16 protein-coding genes and 2 tRNA genes are annotated in these 17,968 nt (G+C 61.4%); 10 read left to right on the top strand and 8 right to left on the bottom strand.

Going from position 1 to position 17,968, the window contains the following annotated elements:
* Nucleotides 1-224 precede the first annotated feature (224 nt).
* Nucleotides 225-298, bottom strand: a tRNA-Gln gene (locus KCG44_RS08645).
* 205 nt (nucleotides 299-503) lie between these two features.
* Between KCG44_RS08645 and KCG44_RS08640 the strand changes: the two genes are divergently transcribed.
* The 6 genes from KCG44_RS08640 to aguB all read left to right on the top strand — a co-directional run bounded on the left by KCG44_RS08640 (nucleotide 504) and on the right by aguB (nucleotide 7,200).
* A complete protein-coding gene (locus KCG44_RS08640) occupies nucleotides 504-1,562 on the top strand; it encodes a Ppx/GppA phosphatase family protein (protein ID WP_218445620.1) in 1,059 nt (352 codons plus the stop codon).
* A gap of 1 nt (nucleotide 1,563) precedes the next feature.
* Nucleotides 1,564-2,244, top strand: a complete 681-nt coding sequence (locus KCG44_RS08635; protein ID WP_218445618.1) for an RlmE family RNA methyltransferase — start codon at nucleotides 1,564-1,566, stop codon at nucleotides 2,242-2,244.
* Nucleotides 2,245-2,673: 429 nt separating this feature from the next.
* A complete protein-coding gene (locus KCG44_RS08630) occupies nucleotides 2,674-3,387 on the top strand; it encodes a PEP-CTERM sorting domain-containing protein (RefSeq protein WP_218445616.1) in 714 nt (237 codons plus the stop codon).
* 341 nt (nucleotides 3,388-3,728) lie between these two features.
* On the top strand, nucleotides 3,729-5,402 hold the full coding sequence (locus tag KCG44_RS08625) for a M28 family metallopeptidase (protein WP_439651442.1): 1,674 nt from the start codon (nucleotides 3,729-3,731) through the stop codon (nucleotides 5,400-5,402).
* Nucleotides 5,403-5,407: 5 nt separating this feature from the next.
* Nucleotides 5,408-6,358: an agmatine deiminase family protein gene (locus tag KCG44_RS08620; protein ID WP_218445611.1), complete on the top strand. Its 951-nt coding sequence runs from the start codon at nucleotides 5,408-5,410 to the stop codon at nucleotides 6,356-6,358.
* Complete coding sequence (gene aguB, locus KCG44_RS08615) at nucleotides 6,355-7,200, top strand: N-carbamoylputrescine amidase (protein WP_218445609.1); 846 nt, start codon at nucleotides 6,355-6,357, stop codon at nucleotides 7,198-7,200. Before KCG44_RS08620 ends, aguB begins: the two co-directional genes overlap by 4 nt.
* Here the strand turns inward: aguB and KCG44_RS08610 are convergent.
* Nucleotides 7,197-7,841 (bottom strand): uracil-DNA glycosylase, encoded by a 645-nt coding sequence (locus tag KCG44_RS08610; RefSeq protein WP_218445607.1) that lies wholly within the window; start codon nucleotides 7,839-7,841, stop codon nucleotides 7,197-7,199. The two genes, aguB and KCG44_RS08610, sit on opposite strands and share 4 nt — an antisense overlap.
* 79 nt (nucleotides 7,842-7,920) lie before the next feature.
* Between KCG44_RS08610 and folK the strand changes: the two genes are divergently transcribed.
* Nucleotides 7,921-8,394: a 2-amino-4-hydroxy-6-hydroxymethyldihydropteridine diphosphokinase gene (gene folK, locus KCG44_RS08605; RefSeq protein WP_218445605.1), complete on the top strand. Its 474-nt coding sequence runs from the start codon at nucleotides 7,921-7,923 to the stop codon at nucleotides 8,392-8,394.
* Between the two features lie 42 nt (nucleotides 8,395-8,436).
* A tRNA-Lys gene (locus KCG44_RS08600) sits at nucleotides 8,437-8,512 on the top strand.
* A 12-nt stretch (nucleotides 8,513-8,524) separates the two neighbouring features.
* Here KCG44_RS08600 and KCG44_RS08595 read toward each other — a convergent pair.
* Nucleotides 8,525-9,781: a cation:proton antiporter gene (locus KCG44_RS08595; protein ID WP_218445603.1), complete on the bottom strand. Its 1,257-nt coding sequence runs from the start codon at nucleotides 9,779-9,781 to the stop codon at nucleotides 8,525-8,527.
* Nucleotides 9,782-9,860: 79 nt separating this feature from the next.
* On the opposite strand from KCG44_RS08595, the gene KCG44_RS08590 reads away from it, so the two are divergent.
* Nucleotides 9,861-10,373, top strand: a complete 513-nt coding sequence (locus KCG44_RS08590) for a 2'-5' RNA ligase family protein (protein ID WP_218445601.1) — start codon at nucleotides 9,861-9,863, stop codon at nucleotides 10,371-10,373.
* Here the strand turns inward: KCG44_RS08590 and KCG44_RS08585 are convergent.
* A complete protein-coding gene (locus tag KCG44_RS08585) occupies nucleotides 10,370-10,771 on the bottom strand; it encodes a DUF3775 domain-containing protein (protein WP_218445599.1) in 402 nt (133 codons plus the stop codon). The two genes, KCG44_RS08590 and KCG44_RS08585, sit on opposite strands and share 4 nt — an antisense overlap.
* 189 nt (nucleotides 10,772-10,960) lie before the next feature.
* Between KCG44_RS08585 and KCG44_RS08580 the strand changes: the two genes are divergently transcribed.
* Nucleotides 10,961-12,649, top strand: a complete 1,689-nt coding sequence (locus tag KCG44_RS08580; RefSeq protein WP_218445598.1) for a M20/M25/M40 family metallo-hydrolase — start codon at nucleotides 10,961-10,963, stop codon at nucleotides 12,647-12,649.
* Nucleotides 12,650-12,655: 6 nt separating this feature from the next.
* On the opposite strand, the gene KCG44_RS08575 is transcribed toward KCG44_RS08580, so the two are convergent.
* The 4 genes from KCG44_RS08575 to KCG44_RS08560 form a co-directional block, all read right to left on the bottom strand.
* Nucleotides 12,656-13,375 carry a hypothetical protein gene (locus tag KCG44_RS08575; protein WP_218445597.1) on the bottom strand — a complete coding sequence of 240 codons (720 nt, stop codon included), beginning with the start codon at nucleotides 13,373-13,375 and terminating at the stop codon, nucleotides 12,656-12,658.
* 37 nt (nucleotides 13,376-13,412) lie between these two features.
* On the bottom strand, nucleotides 13,413-15,440 hold the full coding sequence (gene rpoD / locus KCG44_RS08570) for an RNA polymerase sigma factor RpoD (RefSeq protein ID WP_218445596.1): 2,028 nt from the start codon (nucleotides 15,438-15,440) through the stop codon (nucleotides 13,413-13,415).
* Between the two features lie 36 nt (nucleotides 15,441-15,476).
* Nucleotides 15,477-17,372, bottom strand: a complete 1,896-nt coding sequence (dnaG, locus tag KCG44_RS08565; RefSeq protein WP_218445595.1) for a DNA primase — start codon at nucleotides 17,370-17,372, stop codon at nucleotides 15,477-15,479.
* 77 nt (nucleotides 17,373-17,449) lie between these two features.
* Nucleotides 17,450-17,911, bottom strand: a complete 462-nt coding sequence (locus KCG44_RS08560) for a GatB/YqeY domain-containing protein (RefSeq protein WP_439651437.1) — start codon at nucleotides 17,909-17,911, stop codon at nucleotides 17,450-17,452.
* Between the last annotated feature and the right edge of the window lie 57 nt (nucleotides 17,912-17,968).

Raw genomic sequence — 17,968 nt, 5'->3', positions numbered from 1 at the left:
GTATCTCGGATGATTACGTCTTGGATTGGGGCGCGAGGCTGCCGTCGGCATATGGCTGGCGCGGGTTCGGCCGGATGACTAATTACTGAGCGAGCCGCACTGCCGGAATATAGAGAAATCAGAGATTGGAGCACGGAGAGGCTTGCTCATTCGGTCTGCTTCGGACCTATGCGGCCCACTTTTTTGTCAAAGCGGGCAGGTTATCTTGTCAAAGGATGAAATGTTGGATGCCCCGTGAGGATTCGAACCTCAATAGACGGAATCAGAATCCGTAGTCTTACCATTAGACGACGGGGCAATGCCATGAAGGCGCGCGATATAGGTGCTGGAGCGGGCCTGTCAACGCTATCGGTGCCGGTAGCTATCGCTATTTCACGTCCGTTCTGTTCGGATTACCTTCGATTGCCTTGCCAATTCACCCGCGAACGCTAATGTGAACCGCAAGTTACCGCAGTGCCAGCTTATTCCGGCACGCGGCCCGAGTGGAATAGACTGGCATAAATATGGCGACAAACGCCCATGCCCGGAGTCGAACCGGTACGCAGGATGGCGTGCACAAACGGCGAAGGGCACCAAAACCCCGGCACATCCCGAAGGCGCGGCGCGCATATGGCGCGCTTGACCTTGGTACGAACAATTGCCGCCTGCTGATCGCTCGGCCGAGCGCCGACGGGTTTTACGTTATCGATGCCTTCTCCCGTATCGTCCGCCTGGGCGAGGGATTGCTGGAAACCGGGCGGATTTCCGATGCTGCCATCGATAAGGCACTGGACGCGCTGTCGGTTTGTGCTGACAAGCTTGAGCGCCGCGACGTCTGGATCACCCGCAACGTCGCTACCGAAGCCTGTCGCCGTGCCGCCAATGGTCCCGAATTTATTGAGCGTGTCCATGAACGGACCGGCATCGCGCTCGATGTGATCACCCCGGCAGAAGAGGCGCATCTTGCCGTCATCGGCTGTCAGGCGCTCTTTCGTCCGGAGTTTACCCATGCGCTGGTATTTGACATTGGCGGGGGGTCCACCGAGATCAGCCTCGTTGAAACCGACGGGCACCGGGCGGTGCGGCAACTCGGTTGGAACAGTGTTCCCTGGGGCGTCGTATCGCTGACGGAGACAGAGCGGCGGACGCATGACTGCCTGGAAAGCCGTCTGGCGGCCTATGAGCGGATGCGCGGCCGCGTGGCCGACAATATCGGTCAGGCGATGGAAAGGCTGACATCGCCGCGCGGCCTGGAGGGGCTGCAACTGCTCGGTACATCCGGTACGATTACAACGCTCACCAGCCTGCACCTTGGCTTACCGCATTACGACCGTAGCCGCGTTGACGGCGCGTGGGTAGAGAACGCTGCGATGCGCGGCATCGCCGACAGCTTGTCGAGGATGAGCTACGATGAGCGTTCGCAGCAGCCGTGTATCGGTCGTGACCGCGCGGACCTGGTCGTCGCCGGCTGCGCCATTCTCGATGCGATACTGGCGGCGTTTCCGGTAAAGATGCTGTGCGTCGCCGATCGCGGTATTCGAGAAGGGATCCTGCGCACATTGATGACGCGGGACGGGCACTGATATGTCGTCCGGCAAATCGGGCATTGGCAAATCGGGGCAGGGAAAGACCCGGGTAAAAACCGCGCGCAGGCGAACCGCGCAGTCGACCCGCTGGCTGCAAAGGCAGCTTGATGATCCCTATGTGAAGGCTGCCAAGGCACAGGGTTTTCGTAGCCGCGCTGCCTTCAAATTGTTGGAACTGGACGAGAAATTCAACTTATTGCGCGGTGTGAAGCGTGTTGTCGATCTCGGTGCGGCGCCCGGAGGCTGGATACAGGTGGTGCGGCAGAAACGGCCGGGTGCGGGGCTTGTTGGGATCGACCTGCTTGACATCGATCCGATTGAAGGCGCGACCATTTTCAAGATGGATTTTCTCGATGACGCCGCCCCCGGAAAGCTAATCGAAGCGCTCGGCGGTCAGCCTGATCTCGTCCTGTCGGATATGGCCGCGAATACGACCGGGCATCGTCAGACCGATCATTTGCGTACCATGGGTCTGGTCGAAGTTGCCGTGGATTTCGCGCACCGCAACCTGATCCCAGGCGGAAGCTTCGTGGCCAAGGTGCTCGCTGGCGGTGCCGACGCGGCGCTGGTTGCGGAACTGAAACGGAACTTCGCGGCGGTGAAGCATGTGAAGCCACCAGCGAGCCGCAAGGGGTCGAGTGAATGGTATGTTGTAGCGCAGGGCTTCAAAGGCGAGTGAAGCCTCCTGACACAAATGTGTCGGAATATTTTACACTTTTAATGCGTTAAACTGTTCTCATCTGGCGGCAAGAAGAGACATGGGACATGACCGTCTGTGGTCCCGGTGCCGCGCATCGTTGGCGGTCCATGTTAATTATATAACTATATCAATCGCCTGCCGTCCATATGTTCATAATTTTGGCAGGAATCTCAATTTTCTCTTGTTAAATCTGGGTTAATCGCACAGTTCATCGTGCGGTCGCGGTTGGTCCAGCGACGAGTCGAGCCTTTAAAGGTGTCGAAATTCTTTACAGATACGCCTCATTCTGGACACGAAACATTTTATAATATATTGTTAAGTAACATTATTGTTGATTTGGCATACACCTTGCTGGGGTCGGGGTAGAGGCCGTCTTTTCGGCTCACATTTGGACTGGGAACTATTATTATGAAAACGATCCTTACTGGTCTCGCTCTCGCTGCAAGTGTCGCTACCAGCGCGCAGGCACTCATTATCCTTGAAGATTTTCAGACGATGCTTCCTGGTGGAACGCTGACGACGACAGGCGCTGCCGTTTCGACCGGCGCTCATGCGATCGCTGTCAGCGGTAATGTATTTTCTCGCGACGTAATGTTGGAAGTTGATGGCAATGCGAACGGAGCACCCTCCGCTTCCCATGCGAGCATTATTTTCCCGGGCGGCGGTGCCGATGGCCAGTTCCAGTCTTCGAGCGACAGCGGCGTAGAGTCGATCGTCACGCTGACTTATAACACAGGCGCTTTCTTCAATGGTGCGACGGCGGGTGAAACCGCATCGCTGACGCTACGTGAAGTCTTTGCTGATCGTCCGCGCACATTCACTCTGTTCGTCAACGGCGTTGAGGTTGATTTTGAGGAAATCCTGATCGACACGGAATACACCTTGGCGCCCCGTGACATCGTTCTTGAGTTCAGCAATGACCTTCTTGATGGCGATGACGAGTTCAAGATCTTCGCCGATGCAGGTGTAGCTGGCGCCAGCTTCGGTGCCGGCCTTGACTTCCAGCTCAGCCAGATCGTTCTGGACATCCCGGGCGGCCCGCTTCAGCAGGTTCCGGCTCCTGCCGGCCTCGCGCTGCTGGGTCTTGGCCTCGCTGGTCTGGGTCTTCGCCGCAAGCGCTAGGCTTACCGATTGATCGCGTTTCCGCGTGATCGACAGAAAAAGGGCCGCTCCCACATCGGTGAGAGCGGCCCTTTTTCTTTTTGATGATACGTTTCTTCCGCAGGGACAGGATGGCAGTTGTGCCGCATCATGGCCAACCCGCCGTTTACCAAGCCGCCTTTTGCGAATGCCAAATCCGCGCCATTTCACAAGAATGTGAACCGGCGGCGTGGCCGAGATGTATGGCGTCGCGGCCGATAAGAGGATTTCGACTTCTGCGCGCCAATCGCCGCGCCCCTTGACGCGGAGGAGTATCGGCAGGCAACGATCAGTCACACTGATCAAAAGGATTGCCGAACATGATGACCCGCGTTCCGCCGCCGCTCTTTCTGATATCCGCCTTTGCGCTCGCTGCATGTGCCAGCGAGGCTGGCGGCGAGACCACTCTTGTTGGCAAGTCACCGCAGCTTTCTGCGGAAAATCTGAAGCGGGATACGCAGGTGCTGTCTTCCGACGTCTTCGGTGGCCGCGCTCCCATGACGGACGGCGAACAGAAAACCATCGCTTACATATCAGAGGCGTTCGCGGCAGCGGGCCTGCAACCGGGCAATGGCGATGCCTGGTTTCAGGAAGTGCCGCTTGTCGAGGTCGGCGTCGATGAATCCGCCGCGGACATCAGCTTCGTAAATGATGGAAAGCCACTGTTTATCGGCAAGTATGGGATAGAGCAGGTCATCTGGACCAAGCGTATCGAACCCGAAGTCAACATGGCGGATGCCGAATTGGTCTTCGTCGGATATGGCGTCAACGCTCCGGAAAAAGCGTGGAACGATTATGAGGGTATCGACATGGCGGGCAAGGTTGCGGTCATTCTGGTCAATGACCCTGATTGGGAAACCGAGGGGCTGGACGGCGAATTTGGCGGGCGCGCGATGACCTATTATGGCCGCTGGACCTATAAATATGAGGAGGCGGCACGGCAGGGCGCCGCCGGTGCGCTTATCATTCACGATACCGAACCTGCCGCTTATGGCTGGTCCACCGTCGAAAGCAGCTGGTCTGGCCCGCAAATCGAAATGGACAGGCCGGATAATGGCGCGGGCCGCGTCGCCGTGGAGGGCTGGATGCATGGTGATCTTGCCGCGAAGCTGTTCAGCGCGGCGGATCTCGATATGGCCGCGCTGGTGGCGCGGGCGAAGTCCCGCGACTTTGCCGCTGTGCCGATGGGCGTGACCGCTTCTGCAACGCTGACCAATACGATCCGCCGGCAGCAGTCGAATAACGTCATCGGCATTTTGCCGGGTTCGAAACGTCCGGATGAATATGTGCTCTATACCGCCCATTGGGATCATCTTGGCCGCTGTGCACCGGGGGAAGCGGACGAGATCTGCAACGGCGCGTTTGACAATGCCACCGGGACGGCGGGGCTGATCGAACTTGCGCGTGCGCATGCCGAGGCGGGACCAGCGGACCGCAGCCTTGTTTTTCTTGCCGTGACCGCCGAGGAATCCGGCCTGCTGGGCAGTGCCTATTACGCCGAACAGCCGGTCTATCCGCTTGCGCAGACGGTCGGCGGCCTCAACATGGACGGCCTCAACATTCTGGGCAGGACAAATGATGTCGTCGTGATTGGCGCGGGGAAGTCCGAACTTGAGGACATCCTGACCGCCGAAGCGGAAGCGCAGGGCCGCCGCATGGAACTTGAGAGCAGCCCGGAGAAAGGCTATTTCTACCGTTCCGACCATTTCAGTCTCGCCAAGAAAGGCGTGCCCATGCTCTATGCTGAGGGCGGTGTGGATATTGTCGGAAAGGGCGGGGAATTCGGCGAAGCGGCCGCGGATGACTACATCACCAACCGCTATCATCTGCCGGGCGATGAATATGACCCTGACTGGGTGTGGGACGGCGCGGTTCAGGATCTGGAATTGAACTACCGGATTGGCCGCGCGCTCGCGAATAGTCAGGATTGGCCGAACTGGCGTGAAGGCGATGAATTCCGCGCCGTTCGCGACCAGAGCCGGGCAGGGCTCCAATAAGCGCGATGGCACCTCCGGAGCCCGAATGGGAGCCGATCGCGCGCCTGTTCGCGGCGCTGCCTTGGGACGTGCGTGAATGGGGTGAGGCGCTGGACGCTGCGCGGGCAGAGGTGCTCGCCTTCGTTGAAACGGTGCAGGCGGCGGGCACGCCCGTCACGCTCCTCGCGCCGCCCGGCGATGCCGCCGGGTCTTCCGCCGGTATCAGCAGCGCGCGATACGGCGATATCTGGCTGCGCGACACCGGCCCGGTTTTTGCGGCGGGTGCGGCGCAGGCGTTTCGCTTCAACGGTTGGGGTGGCAAATATTTGATGGCGGGGGATGAGGGCGTGGCGCGCCATCTGGCCATAGAGGCCGGTTTGCCGCTTCACATGCATGATTTCGTGCTGGAGGGCGGCGCCATCGACCATGATGGTACCGGCGCGGCGCTCACCACGCGTCAGTGCCTCCTCAATCCCAATCGCAATCCTGCCATGGGCGAGGGCGATGTGGAGGCCGCGCTCGCGAACAGTCTCGGTCTCGCGCGGCTCGTCTGGCTCGACCGGGGCCTCGTGAATGACCATACGGACGGCCATGTCGATAATCTGGCGCGCTTCGTTGCGCCGGGGCACGTCGTCATCGCCTGTCCGGACCGGAAGGATGATCCGAATGTCCTCGTCTATGCCGATGCCGCAAGGACGGTCACCGAAGCGGGTCTGAAGCTGACGCGAATTCCGTCCCCCGGCCGAGTCGATGACGCAAGCGGCGCGGTCATTCCCGCCAGCTACGCGAATTTCGTGCTCACGAATGAACTGGTTGTCGTGCCGCAGTTCGGGACCGGGAACGATGCCGCTGCCGTTGACGCCTTTGCCGCACTCTTCCCGGAACGGCGCGCGGTTGGATTGTCCGCGCGCGCGATATTGGCGGGCGGCGGTGCGTTTCACTGCATGACCAATCAACTGCCGAAGGGCGCGATATGACGATGATCACAGCGGCAGTGCTGCAACTCTCCTTCACCGACGATGAGGCGCGCGATATTGCGGCCACTGCCGATCTGGCGCGTGAGGCGGCCGCGCGCGGCGCGCAGCTTATCCTGCCGCCGGAATTGTTTCAGGGTCACTATTTTTGCCGCGAGGAGAAGGAAGCGCATTTCGCGCGCGCCCATCCCGCCGATTCCCACCCGGCGATCCGGGCGATGCAACAGGTCGCCGCCGACACCGGTACGATCATCCCGGCCAGCTTCTTCGAAGTTGACGGGCCGCATTATTATAACAGTCTGGCGATGATCGACGCGCAGGGCAGGGTGCAGGGCCGCTACCGAAAAGCGCATATTCCGGACGGTCCGGGCTATGAGGAAAAATTCTATTTCCGCCCCGGCAATGGTGGGTTTCGTGTATGGGCGACGCCCTTTGGCACGATTGGCGTCGGCATCTGCTGGGACCAGTGGTTCCCCGAAGCGGCACGATCAATGGCGCTGATGGGGGCGGAAATGCTGCTTTACCCGACCGCGATCGGCTCGGAACCTGACGAGCCCGAGCTTGATACATCCGCGATGTGGCAGCGGGCGATGCAGGGGCATGCGGTATCGAACACCATGCCCGTCATTGCCGCGAACCGGGTCGGAACGGAAGGCGGCCAGACCTTCTACGGCTCAAGCTTCGCGGCCAATGAATATGGCGAGATCGTCGCTGGACTCGACAAGGCCGAGACCGGCATGGCCATCGCCACTTTTGATCTTGCCGCCGCAAAGGCGCACCGGGCAAGCATGGGCTTCTTCCGCGACCGCCGCCCGGAACTTTACGGCCGCCTGACGGAAATTTAACGGGCGGCCTCGGCAATCCTGAATATGTCCGCGAACATCTCCGGTGTCAGGCGCCCGGTATTCGTGTTGTAGCGGCTGCAATGATAGCTATCGACCAGCACGCGGCCATCGGGCAGTTCGTGCCGGGCGCCGTGGGCAAATTTGAAATGGTTTAGCGTCAGCCCGTAAACCTTCATCACCTGCTGATGCGCGATCAGCCCCAGCGCCAGCAGGACGCGAACATTCCTGAGCGCCTTGAGCTGCGTATCGAAATAGGGACGGCAGTTGGTGATCTCGGCGGGCGTCGGCTTGTTCTGCGGCGGTACGCAGCGCACCGCGTTGGCGATATATGCGCCTTTCAGCCGATAGCCATCGTCCGCGCGCGCATCATAGGTCCCCTCAGACCAGCCGAATTTGTCGAGCGTGTCATATAAAAGGTCGCCGGCCCAGTCGCCGGTGAAGGGCCTTCCCGTGCGGTTCGCTCCCCTCAGACCAGGTGCCAGGCCGACAAAGCACAGCCACGCGTTCGGATCGCCCCAGCCCGGAACAGGCGCGTTGAACCAGTCCGGATGCGCGGCGCGCTGTTCATCCAGAAATGCGGCCAGGCGCGGACAGATACGGCAATCAAGCGGCGGCTGGGGAATGTCGGCTTCGGTAAGCATGTGGGCGTCCTAGCCAAATGCGCGTCCGGCGTCATCCGGTGCTTCGCGTGCATGCAATTTCCGCTTAGGGGGGAGGCACATGGCCATCGTCATCGCCCTTGGTTCCAATCGCGCGCACGGACGCCATGGCGCCCCGCGCCGGGTGGTGGCGGCGGCACTGCGCGCGCTTGCGGATGCGGGCATCGCTGTCGAGCGCCGCTCGCGCATTCATACCACCGCGCCGCTAGGGCCATCCCAGCGACGTTACGCCAACGCCGTCGCCGCCGTCGCGACTGATCTCCCTCCCGGTGCGCTCCTTGGTCTGTTGCACGATATCGAGGATGATTTTGGCAGGCGCAGGCAGCGGCGCTGGGGCGCACGCGTCCTCGATCTCGACCTCATCGCCTATCATGACCGGGTCCGCGGCGGCCCCGGCCTTTATCTGCCGCATCCGGCCATGCACCTGCGCCGCTTCGTGCTTGCCCCGATGATGGAGGTCGCGCCCACATGGCGGCATCCTATTCTCGGCCTCACAGTGCGGCAGATGTACGCGCGATTGACCGCACGCCGTTGACCCGGAGGCGAAGGCCTTCTACATCGCCGCTTCGGCTGGTTTGGGTCCTTAGCTCAGTTGGTAGAGCAACTGACTTTTAATCAGTAGGTCGCTGGTTCGAACCCAGCAGGACTCACCAGCCGAATTTTCGTCAGCGTTTCAGTCTCTCGACCAGCCGTCCGACGGTCGCGCCCTGAACCAGCACACTGAACAGCACCACGCCATATGTGGTCGCCAGAATTGTGTCGCGGACGGGACCTGGTGGCAGGCTAAGCGCCAGGGCGATGGAAATCCCGCCGCGCAGGCCGCCCCAGATCAGAATCGGTGTCGCCATTTTGGACAGTGGTGTGAAACGCCTGAGACCGCTCATCGGAATGCCGACGGCGATGGCACGCGCGGCCAGCACCATGGGAATGGCGATGATGGCGAGCACCAGATAATTGCCATTGGCGGCGATAATGATGACTTCAAGGCCGATGAGCAAGAACAACACGCTGTTCAAAACCTCGTCGACGATTTCCCAGAATTTCAGGAGGTAATCGCGCGTGATGTCGCTCATCGCGAAGCTGACGCCCTGATTGCCGATGAGCAGGCCGGCGACGGCCATGGCGACCGGACCCGCAAGATGCAGGCGCGTGGCGAGCGCATAGCCGCCCATGACGACGGCGAGGCTGATCAGGACCTCGATTGAATATACATCGATGGCGCGCATGGCTCTGAAGGCGATGTAGCCGGTGACGAGGCCGAGAAGGATGCCGCCGCCCGCCTCGACCGCGAACAGTTCCAGCCCATTGACGAGCGAGAAGTCCGCGCCGGACAGCGCGGCGGCCAGAAGGATCGAGAACACGACGACGCCGACACCGTCATTGAATAGGCTCTCGCCTGCGACGGTCGCCTGCAATGTCGGCGGTACGGCCGCCTTTTTGAGGATGCCGAGTACGGAGACGGGATCGGTCGGGCTGATCAGCGCGCCGAAGACCAGGCACCAGATGAACGGCACATCGACGCCGATCACGCCGGTGACAAAGGAGAAGGCAAAGCCGACAATCATCGTCGAGATGACCACGCCGACCGTCGACAGGACAAGGATTGGCAACCAGCCCTTTTTGAGCTCGTCCAGGTCGACGTGCAATGCGCCCGCGAACAGCAGGAAGCTCAGCATGCCCTGTAACAGCGTTTCGGAAAAATCGAGTCCGGTCAGGAAATCCGTCGTCCATGCGCCGATGCCGATCCCCGGGATCAGGATATCGGCCGCGACCGCCGCCAGCGACAGCGCCGCGCCAAGTATGGTCAGACCGATCACATGCGGCAGCTTCAGCAGGCGATGGTTCAGATAGCCGAGCAGCGCCGCCAGAACGATGACGATGGCGCTGGCTTCGAAGGCGGTGATGGGTGAGGTGCCGTGCATGGTCCGCTTCTACAGGGAGAGGGCGGTGCGGCAAGCCGTGCCTTGATCCGGTCCATGGCGCGGTGGCAGGGCGTCCACCATGACCGATGCGGTACCCCTCATCCTGACTGCACTAATGGAGCGTTCGGCTTTTGCGCGGTTTGACGCCCTGCGCCGCGCGCATTTTCCGCCGGAGCGGAATCTTTTGGGCGCGCACATCACCATGTTCCATCACCTGCCAGGCCCGCAGTCGGCGGAAATCGTTCGCGAACTGAAGGATGCCGCGCGGCATGAAACGCGCATGGCAGCCCGCGCCAGCCGTCTTCATTTTATGGGCAGAGGATCCTCCATCATCGTCGACTCGGAAGCGCTGTCAGAATTTCGTGCGCGGCTGGCCGCGAACTGGGCACCGCTGCTGGTGCCGCAGGACAGCCAGGGCTGGCGACCGCACGTCACAGTGCAGAACAAAGGGGAAGGAAAGGCGGCAAAGGCGCTCTACAACCGTCTATCCGACGAGTTCACGCCCTGGCCGTTCATTATTGAGGGCGTTTCCCTCTGGTGGTATCGTGGTGGGCCCTGGGAAAAGCTTCGCGACATTCGATTTCCCGCTTAGCTGAGCTGACCTTCGCCGTCGCAGCTCATGCCAAAAGCGGCGAGACCGGCCTCCAGCAATGACGCCAGCGCGGGCGTCTCCATCAGTTCGTCAGCGAAATCGGAGACTTCGCCCGTGATCGACTCAAGGGCGTCATCCCATTCATCGGCATCATAATCGCCTCGCCCGACGGCCATCAGGGCGTACAGTTCCACCTGCTCGTCCTCGGGCAGATCGTCGATAAATGTCCGCATCTCTTCCTCGACCGACGTGTTCGTTTCGTCCTCCAGCACACCGACAGCACCATCGTCCGCCATATTGCTGGAATCATCGGGATCGACCGCCGGGACCTGCGCGTCGAATTCGCGGGCACGAACGACCAGGCGGCAAACTTCGTTGAGAGAGATGTTCAATTCCATGGGCCTGTCCCTGTTTGAATTTATGTTCTTTCCTAGGCGATGACGTAACTCGCCATAGCTGTCGCGGGTTCCGGCATGTCCGGAAACGGGCGCGCATGGAATTGATGCGCTCATCCTGAAAAAGATGCGGTTTGACGCGCCGCGCAGAGGGCATCAGGGTCCCCCGGAAAAATCCGGGGGATATGAAGCATGCGGAAATATCTGGGTCTTCTCGCGGCGGTGTCAATCGCGCTCATTTTGGCGATTGTCGGAACCACGCCGCCATCGCCGCGGGATGAGACGGCACCGCAGACTGACTTCTCCGCGGCGCGTGCAATGGTCGATGTACGGCAGGTTGCCGCGGCTCCGCATGTCACTGGCAGTGCCGAGAATGCCCGCGTCCGGGCGTATCTGGTCGAACGATTGCGGGCGCTCGGGCTCGATACCGGAACCACCGCATCTCCGCTTGGTGAACAGGGGGCTGCGCGCCTGCGGCAGTGGCGCGGCGATGAGATGGCCGCGCCGCCTGTCGAGAACATCTTCGCGCGACTTGGCGGCAGTGATCCGTCGCTTCCGGCGGTTCTTCTGATGGCGCATTATGATAGTGTCTGGGGGTCGGCGGGCGCTTCCGATGATGCCGCAGGTGTCGCCGCGATTCTGGAGATCGTTCGCGCGGTCAAGGCGAAGGGAGCACTCCCGCGCGATCTCCTTGTGCTGTTCACCGATGCCGAGGAACTCGGGCTGGAAGGCGCGAAATATTTTTTCGCCAATAATTCCAATCGGCGGCGCGTGGGGGCCATCATCAATCTGGAGGCACGCGGCGGCGGCGGCCGGACGACGCTTTTCCAGACGTCCGCGCAAAATGGCGAGGCCATGCGCCTCTATCATAGGGCTGTCGATCGACCGGGCGCGTCGTCCCTTGCCGCCTTTGTCTACAGCGTGCTTCCCAATGACACCGACCTGACACCGGCCCTGTCGGGTGACTACACCGCCTATAATTTCGCGTTTATCGGACGCCCCGGCCTCTATCATTCCCCTGACGCGACACCGGAAAATCTTGATCAGGGCGCACTGCAGGACATGGGCGCGCAGGGGCTGGACCTGACCTGGGCGCTGCTTTCGGCGGAGACATTGCCCGGCAAGGCGGCCGATCTGACCTTCTTCGATATGTTCGGGCTGTTCCTGATTTCCTATCCGGCATGGGCTGGGTGGCTGCTGATTGCGGCGGCGGCGCTGCTCGTCATCGACCAGATTCGCGCCGCGGAGACCCGCAAGACCATGGCGCGGGGCAGCGCGGCGACCCTGCTTGTTATCCTGCTCGGGGCCGGGCTGCTTTACCTGTTCAACCTCCTGTCGGGCGCTGACGGTGCTATAAATTATTACGACCGGCTGGCGGCGACGACACGCCTTGAGGTGCAGGCGCTACTGATCTGTGCGGCAATGCTTGTGCTCGCACTCGCCTGGCTCGGCGGGCAGCGGGCCAGTCTGATCGGCATCATCCTTGCTATTGTCGTTCAGTTATTTGCCCCGACCGCGGCGTATATCATCGTGATTCCGCTGCTTCTGGGCGGGCTTGCGGCGGTCGCGAAGCGGCGGGTTGGCGGGGGCGGGGGCATCGCCCTGGCCGTTCTGTTCGCCGCCATATCGCTTGGCTTCCTGTTCCAGAATAGCCATGCGTTGATGCAGGGTGTGGGCCCGGCCATGCCGATGGTCGCCGCACTTCTGGCGGCGCTTGCCCTTCCGCCATTGACCATTCTCGCACCGCCAGTCAGCGGGCGGGCGGGGAACATCATCGCTGCCTTTTTGCTGATCGCTGCCCTGGCTTTGGCCCTGTGGGTTCGCCTGGACCCGGTCGCGGAAACCGTCGCCGTCTACAGCGAGTTTCGCATGCCGCGCTAGGCTGGCCTACCGGACCTCAACATAGTCGGAATATCGCGTCACCGTGCGCTGCGTGCCTTCCTTGCCAAAGCGGCTGCCCGTAAATGTCAGCGTCTGCTCGGCAAGAACCGGGCGTCCGCTCGGCAGGCGTGTATAGCGCGTCTTCGCGTCAAACGCCGTGACCTTCGCGACCAGCATGACGCGGAACGGCTCTTTCAGGCGGAAGCGGGTTTCCGTGACATAAGGGGCGTCATCCGTCCCGCCGATCGTGGCAATGGCTGTAATCCGGCGTGACAGGTCAATCGGGCCGACGTCGAACGTGCCCTTCGGAAAGGACTGGAAGTGCAGGGAGGCCTGGCCCTGTGCCTTCGCCTCGGTCCCGAACCAGTTGCCCAGGCGGTAATAGCCCGGAATTGGTCCATCGCTGCGGCGACCATCAGCGTCCTTGCGCTCGTCCTTCGTCGGTTCGCGGCCATCCACACTGACGAGCGTCCATCGCTTGTTGTCCGGTCGCCGCGGGTCATAGCGCTCAACCATGCGGATGGTCTCGGTCCCGTCCTTTGAGCGGCCCTCGATCTCGACGGTACGCGTAAAGGCCAGGTCATCCGCAGATTGCTGCGACGCTTCGGCCATGATCTGCTGCTGGATGCCAGGCAGGATAGTTGCGGCAACGCCTGCCGCCATGGCAAATGATACGAAAAGAATGACAAATAGGCGCATGGTCCGTTCACCTACGGCCGACATCATGTCATTCCCCTGAATGAAGGACCCGCCAGCCAGCAGATCAAACGTCGAGGAAGCTGCGCATTTTCCGGCTGCGGCTCGGGTGCTTCAATTTCCTCAGCGCCTTTGCCTCGATCTGGCGAATACGCTCGCGCGTCACGCTGAACTGCTGCCCGACCTCCTCCAGCGTATGATCGGTGTTCATGCCAATGCCAAAGCGCATTCTGAGAACACGTTCTTCACGCGGCGTCAGACTGGCGAGGACGCGGGTCACGGTTTCCTTCAAATTCGCATGCACGGCGGCATCGACGGGAATAATCGCGTTCTTGTCCTCGATAAAGTCACCCAGCTGCGAATCTTCCTCATCGCCGATCGGCGTTTCAAGGCTGATCGGTTCCTTGGCGATCTTCATCACCTTGCGGACCTTGTCGAGCGGCATGCCGAGACGCTCCGCCATCTCTTCCGGCGTCGGCTCGCGGCCGAATTCATGCAGGAACTGGCGCGATGTCCGAACCAGCTTGTTGATCGTCTCGATCATGTGCACCGGAATGCGGATGGTGCGCGCCTGATCGGCGATGGAGCGCGTGATGGCCTGCCGGATCCACCAGGTCGCATAGGTCGAGAATTTATAGCCGCGGCGATACTCGAACTTGTCGACGGCTTTCATCAGGCCGATATTGCCCTCCTGGATCAGGTCCAGGAATTGCAGGCCGCGATTGGTGTATTTCTTGGCAATGGAGATCACGAGGCGCAGGTTCGCCTCGACCATTTCCTTCTTCGCGATCCGCGCCTCGCGCTCGGCCTTTTGCACCATGTTCACGATGCGGCGGAATTCCTGCAGCGAAACGCCGGTCTGCGCGGCGATATCCATCACCTGCATGCGGATATTATCGACCGCCTGCGATTCGTCCTCGGCGAAGCTCGCCCATTTCGGACCGCGCGACTTGACCTCTTCGATCCAGTTTTCATCAAGTTCATGACCGACATAGGTCTCGAGAAAATCACGGCGCGGAATCTTGTAGCGTTCGGCAAGGCGCAGCATCTGGCCACTCAGCGACATCAGGCGCTTATTGTAACTATATAGCTGCTCAACCAGGAATTCGATTTTCGCATTGTTGAAGAACACGGCCTCGACCTTGTCGGTCAGGTCGGCGCGAAGTTTCTGGTATCTGGTCTCCAGCTTGACATCATAGTCTTCGCCCGCGTGCATCGCTTCCAGGCGCTCATCCTGTAATTTGGCGAATTTCCCATAGACCTTCTGGATGTCGTCGAACTGCGCCAGCGCCTGCGGCGTCAGCTGCTCTTCCATCTGCGCCAGCGACAGGACGTTGGCGTCGTCATCATCGTCCTTGGCCCCGGCCTTTGCCGCCTTCGCGCCCGCATCGGATGCGTCGCCCTCACTATCGTCGCCCCCGGCCGATTCATTATCGACGGCGTCATCATCTTCCTTCAGCTCCACGCCCTTGGGAAGGTCGCTACCGCCGTCATTCTCGCCGGCATTGGCGACTTCCTCGTCCGTCGGGCCCTGATTGAGCATGGTGTCGAGGTCGAGGATCTCGCGCAGCTGCATCTCGCCGGCTTTGACGGCTTCAGACCAGTAGATAATGGTGGAGAAGGTCAGCGGGCTTTCGCACAGGCCGACGATCATCATGTCGCGGCCGGCCTCGATGCGCTTTGCGATCGCGATTTCGCCCTCACGCGACAGCAGCTCCACGGCGCCCATCTCGCGCAGATACATGCGCACCGGATCATCGGTGCGGTCCAGTTTTTCCTTGGTGCGGGAGGATACGAACTTTTCCGGCTGCGGTCCGTCGGCCTTTTTGGCATCGGCGGGTGCAGGCGCGCCGTCGTCATCGTCATCCACTTCATCCGATTCGGTGACGTTGATGCCCATCTGGCTCAGCGCGGCCATGACGTCCTCGATCTGGTCGGGCGAAACCTGGTCCTGCAAAAGCGCTTCGTTCACCTGTTCATAGGTGATCCAGCCGCGTTTCTTCGCCGCGGCGATCAGTTTCTTCACGCCCGCATCATTCATGTCGATCAAGGGTGCGCCGTCTTCCGCATCCCTGCTCTTCGTTGCCGTCGCCATACTTATCGTTCCAACACCTGATCGGACCGCGCGCTCTTAATGGTCGATGCCGGCTTCAGCGGCGGCGGTCGCCGCCTCTTCAGCCTCCAGCCTTCGACCGTGAGCGAGCAGCCTTAGCTCGTCCTGTATCCGCAGTTTCTCATAGGTGAGGGCACTGCGGCGTTCGAATTCTTCCTGAGACAGCGAATCATAGCGCGCGCGCAGGTCCGCTTCCTCATCATTTATATGCGCGAGTGCCATAAGATGCCCCGCGACACATGCCAAGTCTTCTGCCGCACGGGCACCGGGCGTCCGGGAACGCGTGAAACTGAAGTCCAACCGGTTCGATACCGTGACGGTTTCCGCGAGCTGACCGAGCCCTCTACGCTCCAAGTCGGAATGCAGGGACGTTTTGTCAAGCGCCGGGTTGCCTGCAACGGCACGAAAAATTGCCGCGCGCAGGCGGACGATCTCCGGGTCGGCGATTTCCAGATCGGCAATCGCTTCGCCGCATGTGTCCGCCAGCTGCGGAAAATGAAGAAGACCGACGATGATCGCGCTGATTTCACGCTCAAAAGGCGTGCGCTGCGCAGTCGTCTTCACATCGGACGTGGCGCCCGCGGTGGCGCGCATCCATACCGGTATCGCAGCGCCGCCCCGGTTGCGCCCACGGCCATCGTCGCCCCGGCCGCGCTGTACGAAGGCCGCGTCGAAGCGCGCCTTGAACTCCGACCGGTACAGCTGCTGGACGCTGCCATCCTCGATGCTGCTGGCATGTTCGCCCAGGCGCTGGCGTACGGCGGCGCGGCGTTCCGGCGTTTTCAGATCGACGCCTTCGGTTTCGCTGCGCCACAGATAGTCGATCAGCGGCTCCGCACCCGCCAGCAGCGTTTCAAACGCCTTCAGGCCAGAGGCGCGCACCAGGTCGTCCGGGTCCTTGCCGTCGGGCAGGACGGCGAAGCGCAGCGATTTGCCGGGTTCCAGCAGGGGCAGGGCGCGAATGGCGGCGCGGTGCGCCGCCCGCAAACCCGCGGCATCGCCATCGAAGCACAGCACTGGTTCGGGAACGGCGCGCCACGCCAGCTTCATCTGGTCCTCGGTCATCGCCGTGCCCATCGGGGCCACCGCCTCGGCGAAACCCGCCTGTGCAAGCGCGATGACGTCCATATATCCTTCGACCACGGCAAGGCGGCCCGACTTGCGCGCCGCTGGCGCCGCCCGGTTCAGATTGTAGAGCAGGCGGCCTTTGTCGAACAGCGGGCCGTCGGGCGAATTCAGATATTTCGGCTCGCCCGGCCCCAGGATGCGGCCGCCAAAGCCAACCGTCCGGTTTCGCGTGTCGTGGATGGGAAAGATCAGCCGGCTGCGAAACCGGTCATAGGCGTCGCGGCGATCGTCGTCCGGCTGCACGAGCAGGCCCGCATCGACCAGTTTTGCCATTGGCGCGTCGATGGCGTTCATCAGCGCCCCGCGGCTGTCGGGTGCGAAGCCCATGCCGAACCGCGCCGCCGTCTCCTGCGACAGTCCGCGGTCCTGTATATAGGCCCGCGCGGACGCCCCCGCGTCTGACCGCAAATTGCGTGTAAACCAGGCCTCCGCCAGCGCCGCGACATCGTGCAGACCCTGCGCAGCCTTCGCGCGTTCGCGCTGTTCGGGGCTTTCCTCCGGCATGGGCAGGCCCGCCATCCCGGCCAGTTGCTCGACGGCGCCGCGAAAATCCTGCCCGGCCTGTTCCATCAGGAACGTGATGATATCGCCATGCGCGCCGCAACCGAAACAATGGTAGAACGCCTTCTCGTCATTCACATAAAAGCTTGGCGTTTTTTCCTTGTGAAAGGGACAGCAGGCTTTCATCTCCCGGCCGGCACGGATCAGTTTCACCGCCGGACCGACGACGTCCGAAACCGGGACGCGCATGCGCAGTTCGTCAAGGAAGGCAGGCGGGATCGACACGCTTGCCACTATCGTCCACGCAGGCCTCGCCGTGAAGGGGCGCGGGCGATTTACCTGTGGATACTTGCGACCGCCCGTCAGCCCTTCGCCGTCAGTTCCTGTTTCACCATCGCGCTTGCGCTCGACATGTCGATCTGCCCCGCGAAGCGTTCCTTCAGCGCGGCCATGACCTTGCCCATGTCCTGCGGGCCTTCCGCGCCCAGCGCTTCGACCAGCTTGCGCACCTCGGCCTGTGCCTCGGCGGCGGGCATCATCTGCGGCATGAACTCCTCGATGACGGCAAGCTCACTGCGTTCCTGATCGGCAAGTTCCTGGCGGTCGCCCTGCTCATACATGCCAATCGATTCCCTGCGCTGCTTCGCCATCTTGGTGAGCACATCGGCGGCCAGCTTGTCATCGCCATTGCCCGCGCCGACGCGCGTATCGATTTCTTTTTGCTTGATGGCGGCCAGAATGGCACGGGTGGCGGCCACGCGGTCTTTTTCGCCCGCTTTCATGGCGGTTATCTGCGCGGTCTTCACATTTGCGGCGATCATCATCGAGTCTCCTGATTGGTTGCCGGGCCAGATAATGTGCCGAAGGCCACTTTAACAGAA

Origin of the sequence: Pacificimonas pallii, from assembly GCF_019204005.1 — a bacterium.
GTDB lineage: Bacteria > Pseudomonadota > Alphaproteobacteria > Sphingomonadales > Sphingomonadaceae > Pacificimonas > Pacificimonas pallii.
The sequence above is the reverse complement of the archived record's forward strand: the minus strand, read 5'-3'. Positions and strand labels throughout refer to the sequence as shown.